A 15213-nucleotide genomic window follows, 5' to 3' on the forward strand; every position below is an offset into this window, starting at 1 on the left:
ATGACGCGACCGATCGGCTATTATGTCCATCATCAGGGCGACGGGCACCGCCAGCGCGCGCTCGCCATCGCCCGCGCAGCAGGAGGCGCGGTGACGTTGCTCGGCACCGGGCTCGCCGGGCGGACGGGCGCGATTCCCGCCGTCGATCTGGCGGATGATCGCGTGTCCGGCGATCTGTTCGATGGCCGCGATCATGGCGACCGGCCCGCCTCCCTGCACTACGCCCCGACTGACCATGACGGCATCCGGCGGCGCGTGGCGCAGATCAGCGGGTGGATCGCCGAGGCGCGCCCGGCGCTGATGGTGATCGACGTCTCCGTGGAGGCAGCGATGCTGGCGCGGCTGGCGTCGGTGCCGACGGTCTATGTGCGGCTGAATGGCCTTCGTGACGATCGTCCCCATCGCGAGGCATTCGACGCCGCGGCGGCGCTGCTCGCGCCTTTTCACGCGGCGCTCGACGATGCGGCGATACCGCAAGCCGTGCGACGGAAGACATTCTACGCGCCCGGCATCGTCGTGCCGACCGCCGTAACGAGCGCCGATCCCGGCCTCGTTCTCGGTGTCGTCGGTCGCGGCGGCGGCACAGGAGACGGGACGCTATGGGCTGAGGCTGCGCGATCCGTTCCCGAACGGCGCTGGCGGGTGATCGGCCCGTGTAGCGTACCGAAGCATCCTCCGGCCAATCTCGAAATATGCGGATGGGTCGATGATGCCGATCGGATGATTGCGCAAGCGGGTATCGTCGTCGGTGCGGCGGGCGACGGGCTGGTCGGATCGGTGATCGCCAACCGCCGCCCCTTCCTGTGCCTGCCCGAGCCACGCCCTTATGCCGAGCAGACGTCCAAGGCAGCGCGACTGTCGGCGCTGGGCGCGGCCGTCGTCGCCCCTTGCTGGCCTGCCCGCGACGATTGGCGCGATTTGCTCGACCGCGCCGCTGCGCTCGATCCCGCCAAGCTCGCATCGCTCGACATGACGGACGGCGCGGGCCGCGCGGCGCGGTGGCTGCAGGCGCTCGCCGACGCGCCAGACGAACAGAGGAGAATGACGGCATGACTCCGACACCGGCGGTGCGTCCCGGCGAACAAGGCGATCTGGTCGAGCAACTCGCGGCGCTGGGCGCGCGCCACGACGCCGCGCCACGCTTTCCCGCGGAGAGTCTGCGACTGCTCTCGGACGACGGACTGCATCGCCGGTTCGCGCCGATTGCGGCCGGGGGCGAGGCGTTCGCCGATGAGCGCGCGCGCCACGATGCGATCCGCGATGCGTTGCGCGTGGTCGGGCGCGGCGATCTCAGTGTCGGCCGTCTCTACGAGGGTCATGTCAACGCGCTGCTGCTGTTCGGCTGGTATGCGACGCCGGCACAGACGGCGTGGCTGTCCGATGCGCTCGATCGGGACGCCTGGTTCGGCGTCTGGGCGAGCGAACCGCCGCCGGGCGTCCGCCTGGTCCCTAGTGACAGCCCGATGCTCGACGGCGCCAAGCATTTCGCCAGCGGTGCGGGCGGCCTCGATCACGCGCTGGTCACCGTCGCGATCGAGGGCGACGGGCGCGGTCTCGCGATCGTGCCTGCCAATGATCCCGCACGCACGGACAGCAGCGGCTGGCGCGTTCGCGGCATGCGCGCGAGCGTCAGCGGCCGCTATGACCTGACCGGCCTCGCGATCGCGCCATCGATGCTGCTGGGGGCGCCCGGCGATTATGATCGCGATCCGCGCTTCACGGCCGGCGCCTGGCGGTTTTGCGCGGTCCAGCTCGGCGGGATCGAAGCGTTGCTCACCGAAGTGCGCCGATCGTTGGGGGACGCCGCCCGCGCGGACCCGATCGCGCGCGCGCGTTTCGCCGATGCGCTCGTCGCGACGCGAACCGCCGGCTTCTGGGTCGCGGAGGCCGCCGCCCGCACCGCCGACGAGCATCCCGACGCCGTCCCGGTGGCACGGCTCGCGCGCGGCGTGGTCGAGCGTGCCGGGCTCGATGTGATGGAGGCCGCCGCCCGCTTGCTCGGCACGCGCAGCGCGTTCGACGGCCAGCGCGCGGACAAGATCATCCGCGATCTCTCGCTTTACCTGCGCCAGGCCGGTCCGGACCATGCCCGCGACGAGGCTGCGCTGGCCTGTCTCGAGCATGACCCATGGCCGGCGGGCGATCGGCTGTGGTGAGAGCCGAGCCGCTCACAGGCAGCGTCTGGGCCCGCGCCCGCTGGGTGGTCATCGCCCCGCACCCGGACGACGAAACGCTCGGCGCTGGCGCGCTGATCGCTCAGGCGGCGGCGGCAGACAGGTTCGGCGGCGTCGTCTACCTGACCGACGGAACGGGATCGCATCCTGCGGGCACGCCCCGTCTCGCATCGATCCGCCGAGCAGAAGCCCGCACCGCGATCCACCGCCTGATCGCTGAAAGCCCCTCCATTACGCGCATGGGCTGGCAGGATGCGCGCCCGCATGATCCGGCCAGCGCGCGCTTCGATCGCGATGCCCGCCGGCTCGGCGCGCTGCTCCGTCGTAGCCGTATCGACGCGGTCGCGGTGACGGGGCCCAGCGAGCGCCATTGCGATCATGTCGCGGCCTATTGGCTAGCCGAGGCCGCGATCCGCCACGCACGCCGCCGCGTTGCACTGTTCCTCTATGGCGTCTGGGGCGACCCGCCCGGTAACGGTTGCCGCCTGCTGCGGACCCGTCCGCTCGCGCCGGGCATCAGGCGCCGCGCGCTCGCCGCGCATCGCAGCCAGCTCTCGCTCGCTTATGGCGCAGGATTCCGGCTTCCCCGCGCCAAGCAGCGGATGCCGCCGGCCGACATCCTCTGGCTTCGGGAACCGAACCGATGAGCGCACGATCGAGCCTCGATGCCGCCTATTTCGACGGCATCTTCGACGGTGACGATGATCCGTGGGATCTCGCCTCGAGCGACTATGAGGCGAGCAAGTTCGAGCGGACCCGCGCCGCTCTGGCCGGCCGACGCTATCGCCGGGCGATCGAGATCGGCTGCGCGCATGGGGTGCTGACCAGTTATCTGGCGCCGCTGTGCGACGATCTGCTCGCGATCGATATCAGCGACAAGGCGCTCGCCAGGGCGCGACGGCGCGTCGGCGATCGATCCGGTGTGACCTTCGCGCATAGGGCGTTTCCGGGCGAGGCGCCCCGGACGCCCGGCTTCGATCTCGCGATCCTGTCGGAGGTCGCTTATTATTGGAGCGTGGTCGATCTCGATCGCGCGGCCGCGTGGCTGCGCACGCACATCGCCCCCGCCGGTCGGATCGTCCTGGTCCACTTCACCGGCAAGACCGACTATCCGCACAGCGGCGACGAGGCGGTGGAGACCCTGTGGCAGAATCTGGGGGCCGATTTCACATCCATCGTCGCGCAGCGCTACGACCGCTATCGGCTCGACCTGTGGGAAAGGCGATGAACGGCGTCTCGGTCCTGACGCTGGTCCGCAACCGGGCGGCGCATCTCGATAATCTCGTCGAGGGCCTGTCACGAAGCGATCGCCGGCCCGACGAGCTCGTCGTGATCGACATGAGCGACGAGCCCGTGACGCCCGGCGCCCAAGCCTTTCCGGTCCACATCGAGCGCATGCCGACGCAGGGGCTCCCGCTGGCAGCCGCGCGCAACCGCGCCGCCGCGCTCGCGCACCACGATCGGCTCGTCTTCCTCGATGTCGACTGCATACCGACGGCTGCGTGTATCGGGCGCCTCGCCGACGCGCTCGAGCGCCAGGACGCGCTGCTCTGCGCGGATGTCCGCTATCTCGGCCCGGGCGATGCGTCGCCCGGCTGGACGGAGGACAGCCTGCTCGCCCGCGGCCGGGCGCATCCCGTTCGGACCTTTCCCGCCCACGGCCTGCGCGAGGAGCCCAACCCCGGCCTGTTCTGGTCGCTGGCCTTCGCGATCCGCAAGCGGCGTTTCGAGGCGCTGGGGGGCTTCGACGAACGCTTCGTCGGCTATGGCGGAGAGGACACCGATTTCGGCTTCCGCGCCGCGGCGGCTGGCCTTCCGCTGCTGTTCGTCGGCGGGGCGATCGCCTGCCACCAACATCATGACAGCTACGAGCCGCCCGTGCAGCATGTCGCCGACATCGTGCGGAACGCGACCATATTTCACGCGCGATGGGGTCGCTGGCCGATGGAAGGATGGCTCGACGCCTTCGCCGCGATGGGGCTCGTGCGCTGGACCGATCAAGAGCTGGTGCTGCGTCGCCCGCCGACGCAGGACGAGCATGACGCGACCCGATCGAGTTGGCCGCTGCAATAGGGAGCCGTGGGCAGACCGAACGAGCCACGCCCGGTCGGACTGACTTCGGCCAAGACCGCTGCCTGATTTTTTGAAGACGCTACAGCAATTGGCGCACTGGTGGCGGGAATCACGAACCCGCCACCGTTTCGACCTTCAAACGCCCCTTGGCGTCCACTGCTCGGGCCGCTTGGAGACGACCGCGCCGAAGATGATGCGACGCAACAAAAGGTGGCGGAGTGACGTTGGTCTTTCGATCACCCATTCAGGAGCGGAGACCGACCATGTTCGGACGGACCAAGAAAATACGCTATGCCGTCGTCGGCGGGGGCCAGATTGCGCAACAGGCGTTCATGCCCGGCATCGGCCGTACCAACAATTCCGTACTGGCGGCATTGGTGACGGGTGACCCGGTGAAGGCCGATGCGCTTGCTGGCCTATACGCAATCAAATCCTGGAAATATGAGGAATATGACGCGCTGCTGAGATCGGGCGAGATTGACGCCGTCTATGTCGCTACGCCGAATTTCCTGCATACGCCCTATGTATTGGCTGCGCTCGAGGCCGGTATCCACGTCCTCCTCGAAAAGCCGATGACGTCGAGCGTCGAAGATGCCGAGCAGATACTCGCCGCCCAGAAGAAGAGCGGCGCCAAGCTGATGATCGCCTATCGCCTCCACCATGAACCGGGAACGGTCGAGATGATCACGCGTGCGCGCAACGGCGAATTTGGCGACCTGAGGGCGTTCACCGCGACCTTCGCCCAGAATGTCGCGGAAGAGAATTCGCGCGGCCACAATGGCTATTGGGGCGGCCCGGTCCCCGACATGGGCACCTATCCGCTCAATGCGGTACGTAATCTGTTCGGCGAGGAGCCCATCGCCGTCTATGCGGTCGGCACGAAAACGGCTGGCCGGACCTTCAATTTCGATGACACCGTCGCGGTCACGCTGCGCTTCCCGGGCGACCGCCTGGCGCAATTCACGGTCAGCTATGCGACCGCGCCTGCCGAAAGCTTCACGCTGGTGGGAACGAAGGCCACAATCCATGCCGCCCCCTGCTTCATGTTCGGCCCGAAGATCGGCATTTCCTACACGGAAACCGACGGCGAAGGCAGCAAGACCCACAATTTCGATCCGGTCGAGCAGTTTGGCAACGAGACGCAGTATTTCTCGGACTGCATCCTGAACGACCGTCATCCGGAGGCCGATGGCGAGGAAGGTCTGTTTGACCTGCGCGTGCTCGCCGCGATCGAGCGCGCTCTACAGACAGGCGAGACCGTGAAGCTCGATCCCGTCCGGCGCAGCCGTCATGTCCAGCCTGATCAAGCGCTCTCGCTCAAACCCGCCAAGGAGCCGACCGAAGAGGAGATGATCAGCATCGTGCCTCAATCGGCCTGACCGATCCGGGGGGGGCGGCCAAGACCACATTGATCCTGGCTGCACTGTCCTGCCTGGCGCGTCCGTTCTATCGTCCCCACGGCCCCGCTCAGCCCCTCATCTGTCAGTCACGGCCGCTTCCACGCGTACCGCCAAATGTCTTGACCCGATCGAACGCAGCCAGCCGCTCGTGGGACATTCATGCCCTTTAAGCCGGCTGCCCCGAAGGATAGCTTCGGACATGAACCGTCATCCTTGGCAGCGTCTTCAACTTGACCCAATGGCGCAAACTCCGCCGCAAGGGCCTTAGGGTCCGCTTTCCACCACAGCTGCACCAGTGGATCAGGCTCAAGGCGGGACCATCAAATTTCAGCTGAACTTGAGAGTCGGCAAAAAGGCCGCGCTGAGATTCCAATCAGCACCGAGCTGCCCCTTCCGCGCGACGATGGATGATGATGGATGACGTGCGCGGCCGCCATGCCGTGGCCGCACCCGGCAATGAGCGAAAGCTGGCTTGCCTTCGACGCGTCCGTCTCGAGCGCTTGGACGCGGTTCAGCACGCAGGCGCCCAGTCGCTGCCAATACGCAGCAGCGAGCAGGCGAAAAAGATCGGGGGGTCGGCCACCCGCAATCAACCCGACACAGCGATGCGATTGAACACCAACGGAGCCGGAATGATGGCGCTTGACGGATCGCAGCAAAGTTCGTCGGCATGGATCGTCTGCGCCAATATCTCTCGCGCCGATACCGCGTCAAAAAGCGGTTCAAACCATGAGAGGTGCTCGGTCAGGATGGCGAAACCGGTCATAAGCGCTTGGCTCAGGCTCGTGCCATTACGATTCAAGCTTGATCATCGCGACTGCGCGATGACCTGCTTACGTGACATGCTCGCCATCAGTACCGGCTCCGGGATCCGGCAAGGCCAGCCTCACCACGGGCATCATTTCATCGCGACGGGAAATGGACCGCGAGCCATTGGGCCACGGTTGCGGCCAACGCTACCCGGTGGTCATTGTAGCTATGGTCCGTCGTCATGTGGACGACCGTCGGCTTCGGGCCGCCCGCCGCGACGATCGAGCGGGCCGCGGCTTCGCCCAACGGCGCCAGACCATCGTCGGAGGTGAGCACCAGCACCGGCCGGCCGGCCAGCTGCGCCGCACGCTCGGTCCAGTTCCACGCCGCGCCATGCGCTGCCGCGTCCGCCGTCAACGCCTCGACGCTCGCATTGGTGTAGCTCGCCTCATCGGCGAAATCGGCACGCTTGTCCGCGGTCCAACTATCGGCCTCGGCGCTCTTGGCCATGTCAGCGGCCGAGATCAGAACATAGCCGGCGAGCGCCTTGTCGTCGCCGAGCATCAGCGTGTCGAACCCGCCCATGCTGTGACCAAGCGCCACGATGCGTGTGGGGTCAACACCGTAAGCCGCTGCCGCCGGCGAGCGCAGCCAGGCGATGGCCGCATGCGCATCTTCCACGGTATGGCTGAAGCTGAACTGCCCGGGCGCGCCCCACACGCCGCGGTAATGGATTGCGAGCACATTCCAGCCGGCACGCTGCAACACCCGCGCCAGATCGAGATTGAGCTCGGTCCCCGGAAAGCCATGGAGCAGCAACACTGTCGGGTGGATGCCCGCGCCTGCCGCAACGAACAGCCGTGCAGCGACCTGGACACCGCCCGTCGCATAGCGGACCTGTTCGAGCCTTGCCGGATGTGCCGCATCGCGCGGCGGATCCGTCGCGAGAGCGGCAGGAAGAGTCTGGGCACCGACCGGAGCCGTCAGGGCTATCGCTGCAAGAAGGATAAAACGCATGGCTCCACTCCGGATGGTGAGACTGGGACAACAGCTATCGGTTCAAACCTTGGGTATCGATCGATTTCATACGGAAAATTGAGCCCGTCCCCCTGCGTTTCCGCGATATCTTTCACTCCGTCGGCGTGGCGATCGATGCCGTCCATCGAAAAACCGATGATTTCGGCCCTGATTCCAGTGCGAGATCACCGTCCGGCGCGAAGGAGTGCCAGGCCAAGCCGCAGCACGGCAAGCCAGTTCCCTGGTTTCGCCCTGTCCAATCCCACGAACATTCTGGAAACCCGGACAAGCTGCTCCGCCGGATAATCATCGGGGAGCTTCGCGAGAATCCTCGACGCCCTATCCCGGCCTTGTGGCGCTTTCGCTCGATCGGCGCGCTGGAGCAGCAGCGGCAGCTCGTCACAGGTCGGGTCTGTACAGTAAGCGGGCTGCCCCGGTTGCTGGCGCCACGATTCCGACAAGGGACCGGCATCGACGGCGCTGAATCCCAGCCGCTCGACGATCGCCATGATCGCTGCCCGCGCCTTTGGATCGTCACCCGCCACCGGCAATGCGATGCGGCATGGATCCCCTTCGGGCCTGCCGCTCGACGCCAGCAACGATGCGATGATGTTGTTGAACGCCTTGATGACGGCGACGCCCAGAGTCCGGGATACCCACTGGGATTCGATGAGGCCGGCATCGATCTCCGCGATGGCCCCGTCCCGCAGCGGATAGTAATTGCCCGCGTCCACCACGATCGCGCCCTTCGGAAGGGATGCGATGACGGTCTTCGGCAGGTCGCCGATGCGTGCCATCGGGATGGCGATCATGAGCACGTCCACGTCCAGCGCAATGTCGGCGATTGCGACCGCCTCGGCGCCGGTCCTCTGCGCGAATGCGCCGAGGCTGTCCGGCCCTCGGGAGTTGGCGACCTTGACCCTATGCCCGGTCTCGACGAGCCGGGATGCAAGCGACTCCCCGACATGCCCTGCGCCTATGATCCCGACATTCCGCATATTGGTTCCTATATGTAACCATCGATGGTAACGAAGCTATACCGGGGAGCCGGTCGCACAAGACGGCACCTGCCTGTGCCTCGGTTACAAGGAGGGAACCCATGCCGACGCCGACGGAGGAGCATGGCGGGGAATCCCCCCGCGGCATCGGCACATTGTCCTGCGCGCCACATGACACACTGACGCATCTCGGCGACAAATGGACGATCCTGGTGCTGTTGCTCTTGGCGCAGTCGCCAGGCAATCGCCTCAGATTCTCCGCGCTCAAGCGGGGCGTGACGGGCATTTCCCAACGGATGCTCACGCTGACGCTGCGGATGCTGGAGCGCAACGGCTTGGTGGTCCGTCATTATTTCGCCGAAGTGCCCCCTCGGGTCGAATATGAGCTGAGCGACTTGGGGCAAGGCATGCTCCCGCCGCTGCATTTCTTCGCCAAGTGGATCGGCGAAAACTGGCACGCCATGGAGGCGGCACGAACCGCCTACGACGCACGATCGGAGACCTGACGGAATTATTCTCACCGCAGCAGGCATCTGTCCGCGATCATATTCTCGTGATCGTGCGTGCAGACGGGCTTGATCCTGTCACGTCCCACAGCATGCCTATCGGCGGTCGCATCGGAAAGATGCGGCGTGGCCAGCCTGGAAATGGGCGCGGGAGTCGGATCATCCGGCAGGCGCCGGCTGAGCTTCGCCCCGTTCATAAAGGAACCGGCCGGCATAGGACACGACAAGCATTGCCAAATCGGGTAGGACGGCATCGTGCATAAGATGCTCACGCTCTTCCTCGGCTTCCTGCTCGCCATCTCGGCGAGCGGACAGGCGACGGCACATGCGCGCGAATCCTTCGCGCCGATCGAGACGACCCAGGCGGCCGATAGCGGCCATTGGGCGGGCGACGGCGACGAAGTGCCGGCGGATGCGGACAAGGGATATCCGCATCATCATGCCAGCTGCCATGACCATAATGTAGGATTTCCGGCGACCGCAGGGCGGTTGCCGCTCGATGAGCGCGCCGCTCAGACACCGGCGAGCCTTCGCCCGACGACACTCGCGACGGCCGATCCAGCCGAGTTGCTTCGCCCGCCCCGGGCCTGACGCACGCATCCCGCCGCCGGCACCAGCCGCGCGGCTGATCCCTACGTCAGGAGCATAACATCATGCATCGCGTGATCGCGGCCGTTCTGGCCGTGACCGCTTGCGCCTCGACGGCGCAGGCACAGACTTCCGATGGTCCACCAGACGGACCAATCCTCACGCTCGCTCAAGCGATCGAACGCGCGCGCGCCAGTGCTCCGTCACTGGACGCCGCCCACGCCGGCATCCGCGCGGCCGACGCCGGGCGGCGTGTCGCCGGCCTGCGGCCCAATCCGACTGCGAGTGCGGACATCGAAAATGTCGGAGGATCCCGGGCCTATCATGGGATCGAAGCCCCCAAGCAGACGGTCGCAATCGGTTTGCCGCTCGAACTTGGCGGCAAGCGCCCGGCCCGGATCGCGGTGGCGGAATCGCAGCGAGGACGGGCCGGCCTCGACCAGGCGCTCGCCGAGGCAGAGCTGCGGGAAAGCGTGACCGACGCCTATGTCGAAACCATCGCCGCGGAGCGCCGCCTTGGCGCTTCCCGCGAACAGGCGCGCATCGCGGGCGAGACGGTTCATGGCGCCCAGGCCCGTGTCGAAGCCGGCAAGGCTTCGCCATTGGAGCGCCAGCGTGCCGACGTCCTGCACATCGCCGCCGATGCCGACGTCCAAAAGTCGGCGCGCCTCGCGACGCTGGCACGCGCCAACCTCGAACGGCGGCTCGGCCAGCCGATAGCCGGTCGGCTCGATCAGGCATGGTTCGAGCGCATCGAGGCTTATGGTCCGGTACGGCTGCCGGATGGCATGGCGAGCCTACCGGTCGCGGCGGCAACGGCCGATCGGCGCACTGCCGAGGCACTGCTTCGGCTGGCCCGCGCCCAGCGCATCCCCGACGTCACGGTCAGCACGGGCGTCCGGCGGCTTCCTGCCACCAACAGCGTCGCGGCGATATTCGGGGTCTCGGTTCCGCTGCCGCTCTTCAACAGCGGCTCGGCGGCGATCGAGCAGGCCACGGCAGAACGCGACAAGGCGGACGCCCAGCGTCGCAGCGCGATGCTCGATACCGAGCGACAGATCGCGCAGGCGCAGGCCGAACTCGCCAATGCGCAGGCCGCCGCCACCACGGCGGTCGGGCCAGCCCTCGCGGCGGCCCTAGAAGCCGCGCGGATTGCGCGTATCGGTTATCGCGAAGGCAAGTTCGCGCAGCTCGACCTGCTCGACGCGGAACGCAGTCTCTCGGAGACGCGAACGACCGCGATCGACGCGCTCGCCGCCTATCACCGCGCGCAGGCACGCCTCGAACGGCTCGCTGCCACCCTGCCCTCGTCTAGGGAGGACGATCGATGAATCCCCTTTTGCTGCGAGCCCTCGTGCCCGCCACCATCGCGCTGGCATTGGCTGGCTGCGGACGTTCGCCCACCACTCACGACACAACGGAAACGCAAGCGGGCGGCGACGAGAAGACGTCGCCTGACGAGGCGCAGACCGCCATTCTATCCGCCCAGCAAATTGCCGATGCCGGCATCGAAGTGACCCGGCCCACCGTCGGCGGCGTCGCTGGCGCCATCGAACTGCCGGCAACGATCGAGGGCGATCCGCAGGGCGTGCAGGTCGTGTCGGCGCCGATCGGCGGGCGCCTCGTGTCGCTGACCCGCAATCTGGGCCAGCCCGTTGGCCGTGGCGACACGCTCGCGGTGATCGAGAGCCGCGAGGCCGCCTCGCTCAACGCCGAAGTCGAAGCAGCCCGCGCGAGATTCGCGCTCGCCCGCTCGAATCTGCAGCGCGAGCAGCGCCTGTTCGCCGAACGGGTGTCGCCAGAACAGGATCTCGTCGCCGCTCGCACGGCCGCGATGGAGGCCAGCATCGCGCTTCGCCTCGCGCGTCAGCAGCTGTCCGCCACCGGCGGACAGGGGGGCGCGCTCAACCGGATCGCAGTCCGCGCGCCCTTAACCGGCCAGGTCATTGCCCGGTCGGCGACGCTCGGCCAGCAGATCGCGGCTGACGCCGAACTGTTCCGCGTCGCCAATCTCGCCACGGTGTCGGTGACGATGTCGCTGGTGCCGGCCGATGCCGGGCGGGTGAAGCCCGGAGCCCGTGTGGAGGTGACGTCCGCCGGCCGCCGGCGGGACGGCCTCGTCACTTTCGTCTCGCCGATCCTGGATGAGACCACCCGCTTGGTGCCGGTGATCGCGCGCATCGACAATGCCGATGGCGCCTGGCGTGTCGGCGAGAATGTCGGGGTCTCGGTGCTGCTCCCCGCCACCGGCAACCGCAGCGTCGCAGTGCCATCGGCCGCCGTGCAGATGATCGGCGACAAGCCCCATGTGTTCGTGCGGACGCCGACCGGCTTCAGGGCGACCGCCGTGACCCTCGGGCGCACCCATGGCGGATCGATCACGGTCATTTCCGGCCTGACCGGCGACGAGCGGATCGCGTCGACCAACTCGTTCACGCTCAAGGCCGAACTCGGCAAGAGCGACGCGCAGGACGAGGATTGAACCATGCTCGCCCGCATCGTCACCGTCGCCGTCGAAAAGCGCTGGCTTGTGCTGCTGTTGACCATCGCAGCGGCGCTCGTCGGCGTCTTCGCCATCCAGCGTCTGCCCATCGACGCCGTTCCGGACATCACCAACAACCAGGTCCAGATCAACGTCGTTGCGCCAGCGCTGTCCCCCGACCAGATCGAGAAGCAGGTCGCCTTCACGGTGGAGACCGCGCTCGCCGGCATCCCGGGCCTTGAATACACCCGCTCGCTCAGCCGGAACGGATTCGCGCAGATTACCGCCGTCTTCGCCGAGAGCACCGATGTCTATTTCGCGCGCCAGCAGGTCGCCGAACGGTTGCGGACGGTGGAGGACAGCCTGCCCGACGGCGCAAATCCAGAGATGGGACCGATCGCTACCGGGCTTGGCGACATCTTCATGTGGACGATCGAGTTTCGCGAGCTCGGCAAGGACCACCATCTGGTCGGCGAGCCTGGCCTCCAGAAGGATGGCAGCTACATCACCCCCGAGGGCGATCACCTCATCAGCGAGGCGGACAAGGCGACCTATCTGCGCACCGTTCAGGACTGGATCGTCACGCCCCAGCTCAAGGGCACGCCAGGCCTCGCCGGCGTCGACAGCCTCGGCGGCTACACCAAGCAGTATCTCGTGATGCCCGACATCCAGCGCATGGCCGCCATGCACATCACGCTGCAGGATCTCGCGACGGCCCTTGAGCGCAACAACACCAGCGCGGGTGCCGGGGTCGTGGATCGCAACGGCGAAGGCCTCGCAGTCCGGGCCGATGGCCGCATCCGTAACATCGACGAGCTGGTGCGTACCGTGATCGCCACGCGTGCGAGCGTGCCGGTCCTGCTCAGCCAGATCGCGACCGTCCGCACCGGCCAAGCGCTGCGGATGGGGTCCGCATCCGAGAATGGCCGCGAGGTCGTCGTCGGCACTGCCGTGATGCGGATCGGCGAGAATAGCCGCACGGTCTCGACCGGCGTCGGCAAGCGACTGATCGAGATCGGGCGGGCGCTGCCCGTCGACGTCGTGGTCAAGCCGGTGCTCAACCGTACCGAGCTCGTCAACGCGACGATCACGACCGTCGCACGCAATCTCGCCGAGGGCGCGGTGCTCGTCATCGTCGTGCTCTTCGTCCTGCTCGGCAATGTCCGCGCAGCCCTGATCGCGGCGCTGGTGATCCCGATCGCGATGCTGCTCACCAGCATCGGCATGCTCAGGGCCGGCGTGTCCGCGAACCTGATGAGCCTTGGCGCGCTGGACTTCGGCCTGATCGTGGATGGCGCGGTGATCATCGTCGAGAATTGCCTGCGCCGTCTCGGCGACGCCCAGCATGGTCGCGAAGCGCCCCTGCCCCTTCAGGATCGGCTCGCCATCGTGGCGGCGTCGGCCCGCGAGATGATCCGTCCCTCGGTCTATGGTCAGGCGATCATCATCCTCGTCTATGCGCCTTTGCTCACCTTCTCGGGCGTCGAGGGCAAGATGTTTGAGCCGATGGCACTTACCGTCATCATCGCGCTGGTCTTCGCCTTCATCCTGTCGATGACCTTCGTACCCGCGGCGATCGCGGTGGGGCTCGGCGCGTCGGTCGACGAGACGGAGAGTCGTATCCTGGCATGGCTGCGGCGACGCTATGAACCGGGGCTCGATACGGCCATGGGCCGCCCGCGTGCCACGCTCGGTATGGCCGTGGGCGCGTTGGCGCTGGCCGGTGTCGCCTTTACGACCCTGGGTCAGGAATTCTTGCCCCAGCTCGACGAGGGCAACATCCTTGTCCAGGCGGTTCGCATTCCGGGCACGTCGGTCGATCAAAGCCAGGCCATGCAGTTCCAGGTCGAAAAGATGCTCGCCCGCCAGCCCGAGGTGCGCTTCGCCTTTTCGCGAACCGGCACGTCCGAGATTGCCAGCGATCCGATGCCGCCAAACGCGACGGACACCTTCGTCATCCTCAAGCCCAGGGCGGATTGGCCCGTTCCAGGCCTGAGCAAGGAGGAGCTCGTGGCGCGGATCGAGACGCGACTGAAGACATTGCCCGGCAATGCCTATGAGATCACCCAGCCGATCCAGATGCGCTTCAACGAGCTGATCGCGGGCGTGCGCGGCGACATCGCCGTGAACGTGTTCGGCGACGATTTCGGCGGCATGAACGCGGCCGCCGATCGCATCGCGGATATCCTGCGCAAGACGCGCGGCGCGGTAGACGTCCGTGTCGAGCAGACCGAAGGCTTGCCGATGCTCGACATCCGGCCGAACCGCGTGGCGATGTCGCGGATCGGGGTGTCCGCCGGCGATGTGCAGGACACCGTCGCCGCGGCGATCGGTGGCCGTGAGGCCGGCGTCATCTTCGAAGGGGATCGCCGTTTCCCGGTCGTGATCCGCCTGTCCGAGGCTGCCCGGTCGGACCTGACCCAGGTCGCGCAGATCCCGGTGCCGACGGCCGCCGGCGGCTTCGTGCCGCTGTCCACCGTCGCGGACATCAACGTCGCCGACGGTCTGAACCAGATCAGCCGGGAGAATGGAAAGCGCCGCGTCGTGGTCCAGGCCAATGTCCGGGATCGGGACGTCGCCGGCGTGGTCGCCGATGCCAGGGCCGCGATCGATGCCCAGCTAAAGATGCCGCCCGGCACCTACATGGAATGGAGTGGGCAGGCCGAAAATCTCGCATCGGCCCGCAACCGGCTGGCGATCGTCGTGCCCCTGTGCTTCGCCGTCATCATGCTGCTGCTCTATGGCGCGCTCGGCTCCGTGCGTGACGCGATCATCGTGTTCACCGGGGTGCCGCTAGCGCTGGTCGGCGGGGTGCTCGCGCTGTTCCTGCGCGGCATGCCCTTCTCCGTCTCGGCGGCAGTCGGGTTGATCGCGCTGTCCGGCATCGCGGTCCTGAACGGCCTCGTCATGGTGACTTCGATCCATGATCTGTTGTCGACGGGAATGGATCGTGCTCGCGCGGCACGCGAAGGGGCGCTCGCCAGGCTCCGCCCTGTCGCGATGACCGCGCTGGTCGCCAGCCTTGGCTTCGTTCCCATGGCGCTCGGCCATGGCGCCGGTGCCGAGGTGCAAAAGCCGTTGGCCACGGTCGTGATCGGGGGCTTGATGACGGCGACATTGCTGACGCTTTTCGTCCTGCCCACGCTTTACGCCCGTTTTGGCGGGGCGCGTGCGCCGCAGTGATCGCACGCCTCGATCGGCGCAGCTGCCTGGGCTGCGCCGATC

14 protein-coding genes are annotated in these 15213 nt (G+C 67.1%); 11 read left to right on the forward strand and 3 right to left on the reverse strand.

The window, feature by feature from the left end:
* The 6 genes from PBT88_RS15220 (at position 1) to PBT88_RS15245 (ending at position 5626) form a co-directional block, all read left to right on the forward strand.
* Positions 1–1053, forward strand: coding sequence for a glycosyltransferase (locus PBT88_RS15220; protein WP_270076169.1), 1053 nt, complete (start codon positions 1–3; stop codon positions 1051–1053).
* A complete protein-coding gene (locus PBT88_RS15225) occupies positions 1050–2156 on the forward strand; it encodes an acyl-CoA dehydrogenase family protein (RefSeq protein WP_270076170.1) in 1107 nt (368 codons plus the stop codon). Before PBT88_RS15220 ends, PBT88_RS15225 begins: the two co-directional genes overlap by 4 nt.
* Positions 2153–2821: a PIG-L deacetylase family protein gene (locus tag PBT88_RS15230; RefSeq protein ID WP_270076171.1), complete on the forward strand. Its 669-nt coding sequence runs from the start codon at positions 2153–2155 to the stop codon at positions 2819–2821. Before PBT88_RS15225 ends, PBT88_RS15230 begins: the two co-directional genes overlap by 4 nt.
* Complete coding sequence (locus PBT88_RS15235) at positions 2818–3402, forward strand: class I SAM-dependent DNA methyltransferase (protein ID WP_270076172.1); 585 nt, start codon at positions 2818–2820, stop codon at positions 3400–3402. Before PBT88_RS15230 ends, PBT88_RS15235 begins: the two co-directional genes overlap by 4 nt.
* Complete coding sequence (locus PBT88_RS15240; RefSeq protein WP_270076173.1) at positions 3399–4247, forward strand: glycosyltransferase family 2 protein; 849 nt, start codon at positions 3399–3401, stop codon at positions 4245–4247. Before PBT88_RS15235 ends, PBT88_RS15240 begins: the two co-directional genes overlap by 4 nt.
* Before the next feature lie 263 nt (positions 4248–4510).
* Positions 4511–5626 (forward strand): Gfo/Idh/MocA family protein, encoded by a 1116-nt coding sequence (locus PBT88_RS15245; RefSeq protein WP_270076174.1) that lies wholly within the window; start codon positions 4511–4513, stop codon positions 5624–5626.
* A gap of 610 nt (positions 5627–6236) precedes the next feature.
* On the opposite strand, the gene PBT88_RS15250 is transcribed toward PBT88_RS15245, so the two are convergent.
* From PBT88_RS15250 to PBT88_RS15260, 3 genes are all read right to left on the reverse strand, one after another.
* A complete protein-coding gene (locus tag PBT88_RS15250; RefSeq protein ID WP_270076175.1) occupies positions 6237–6413 on the reverse strand; it encodes a hypothetical protein in 177 nt (58 codons plus the stop codon).
* A 137-nt stretch (positions 6414–6550) separates the two neighbouring features.
* The gene (locus PBT88_RS15255; RefSeq protein ID WP_270076176.1) at positions 6551–7414 is read right to left on the reverse strand and encodes an alpha/beta hydrolase family protein; all 864 of its coding nucleotides are present in this window, start codon (positions 7412–7414) and stop codon (positions 6551–6553) included.
* Positions 7415–7599: 185 nt separating this feature from the next.
* Positions 7600–8412, reverse strand: a complete 813-nt coding sequence (locus tag PBT88_RS15260; protein ID WP_270076177.1) for an NADPH-dependent F420 reductase — start codon at positions 8410–8412, stop codon at positions 7600–7602.
* Positions 8413–8513: 101 nt separating this feature from the next.
* Here PBT88_RS15260 and PBT88_RS15265 point away from each other — a divergent pair, with 101 nt between their 5' ends.
* The 5 genes from PBT88_RS15265 (at position 8514) to PBT88_RS15285 (ending at position 15171) form a co-directional block, all read left to right on the forward strand.
* Entirely contained in the window at positions 8514–8918 is a 405-nt protein-coding gene (locus tag PBT88_RS15265; protein WP_270076178.1) for a winged helix-turn-helix transcriptional regulator, read from the forward strand.
* Positions 8919–9173: 255 nt separating this feature from the next.
* Positions 9174–9509 (forward strand): hypothetical protein, encoded by a 336-nt coding sequence (locus PBT88_RS15270; RefSeq protein ID WP_407696464.1) that lies wholly within the window; start codon positions 9174–9176, stop codon positions 9507–9509.
* A gap of 62 nt (positions 9510–9571) precedes the next feature.
* A complete protein-coding gene (locus tag PBT88_RS15275; RefSeq protein WP_270076179.1) occupies positions 9572–10837 on the forward strand; it encodes a TolC family protein in 1266 nt (421 codons plus the stop codon).
* Positions 10834–11988: an efflux RND transporter periplasmic adaptor subunit gene (locus PBT88_RS15280; RefSeq protein WP_270076180.1), complete on the forward strand. Its 1155-nt coding sequence runs from the start codon at positions 10834–10836 to the stop codon at positions 11986–11988. Before PBT88_RS15275 ends, PBT88_RS15280 begins: the two co-directional genes overlap by 4 nt.
* Positions 11989–11991: 3 nt before the next feature.
* Positions 11992–15171 (forward strand): efflux RND transporter permease subunit, encoded by a 3180-nt coding sequence (locus tag PBT88_RS15285; protein ID WP_270076181.1) that lies wholly within the window; start codon positions 11992–11994, stop codon positions 15169–15171.
* Positions 15172–15213 lie beyond the last annotated feature (42 nt).

The sequence above is a fragment of the Sphingomonas abietis genome (genome assembly GCF_027625475.1).
GTDB lineage: Bacteria > Pseudomonadota > Alphaproteobacteria > Sphingomonadales > Sphingomonadaceae > Solisphingomonas > Solisphingomonas abietis.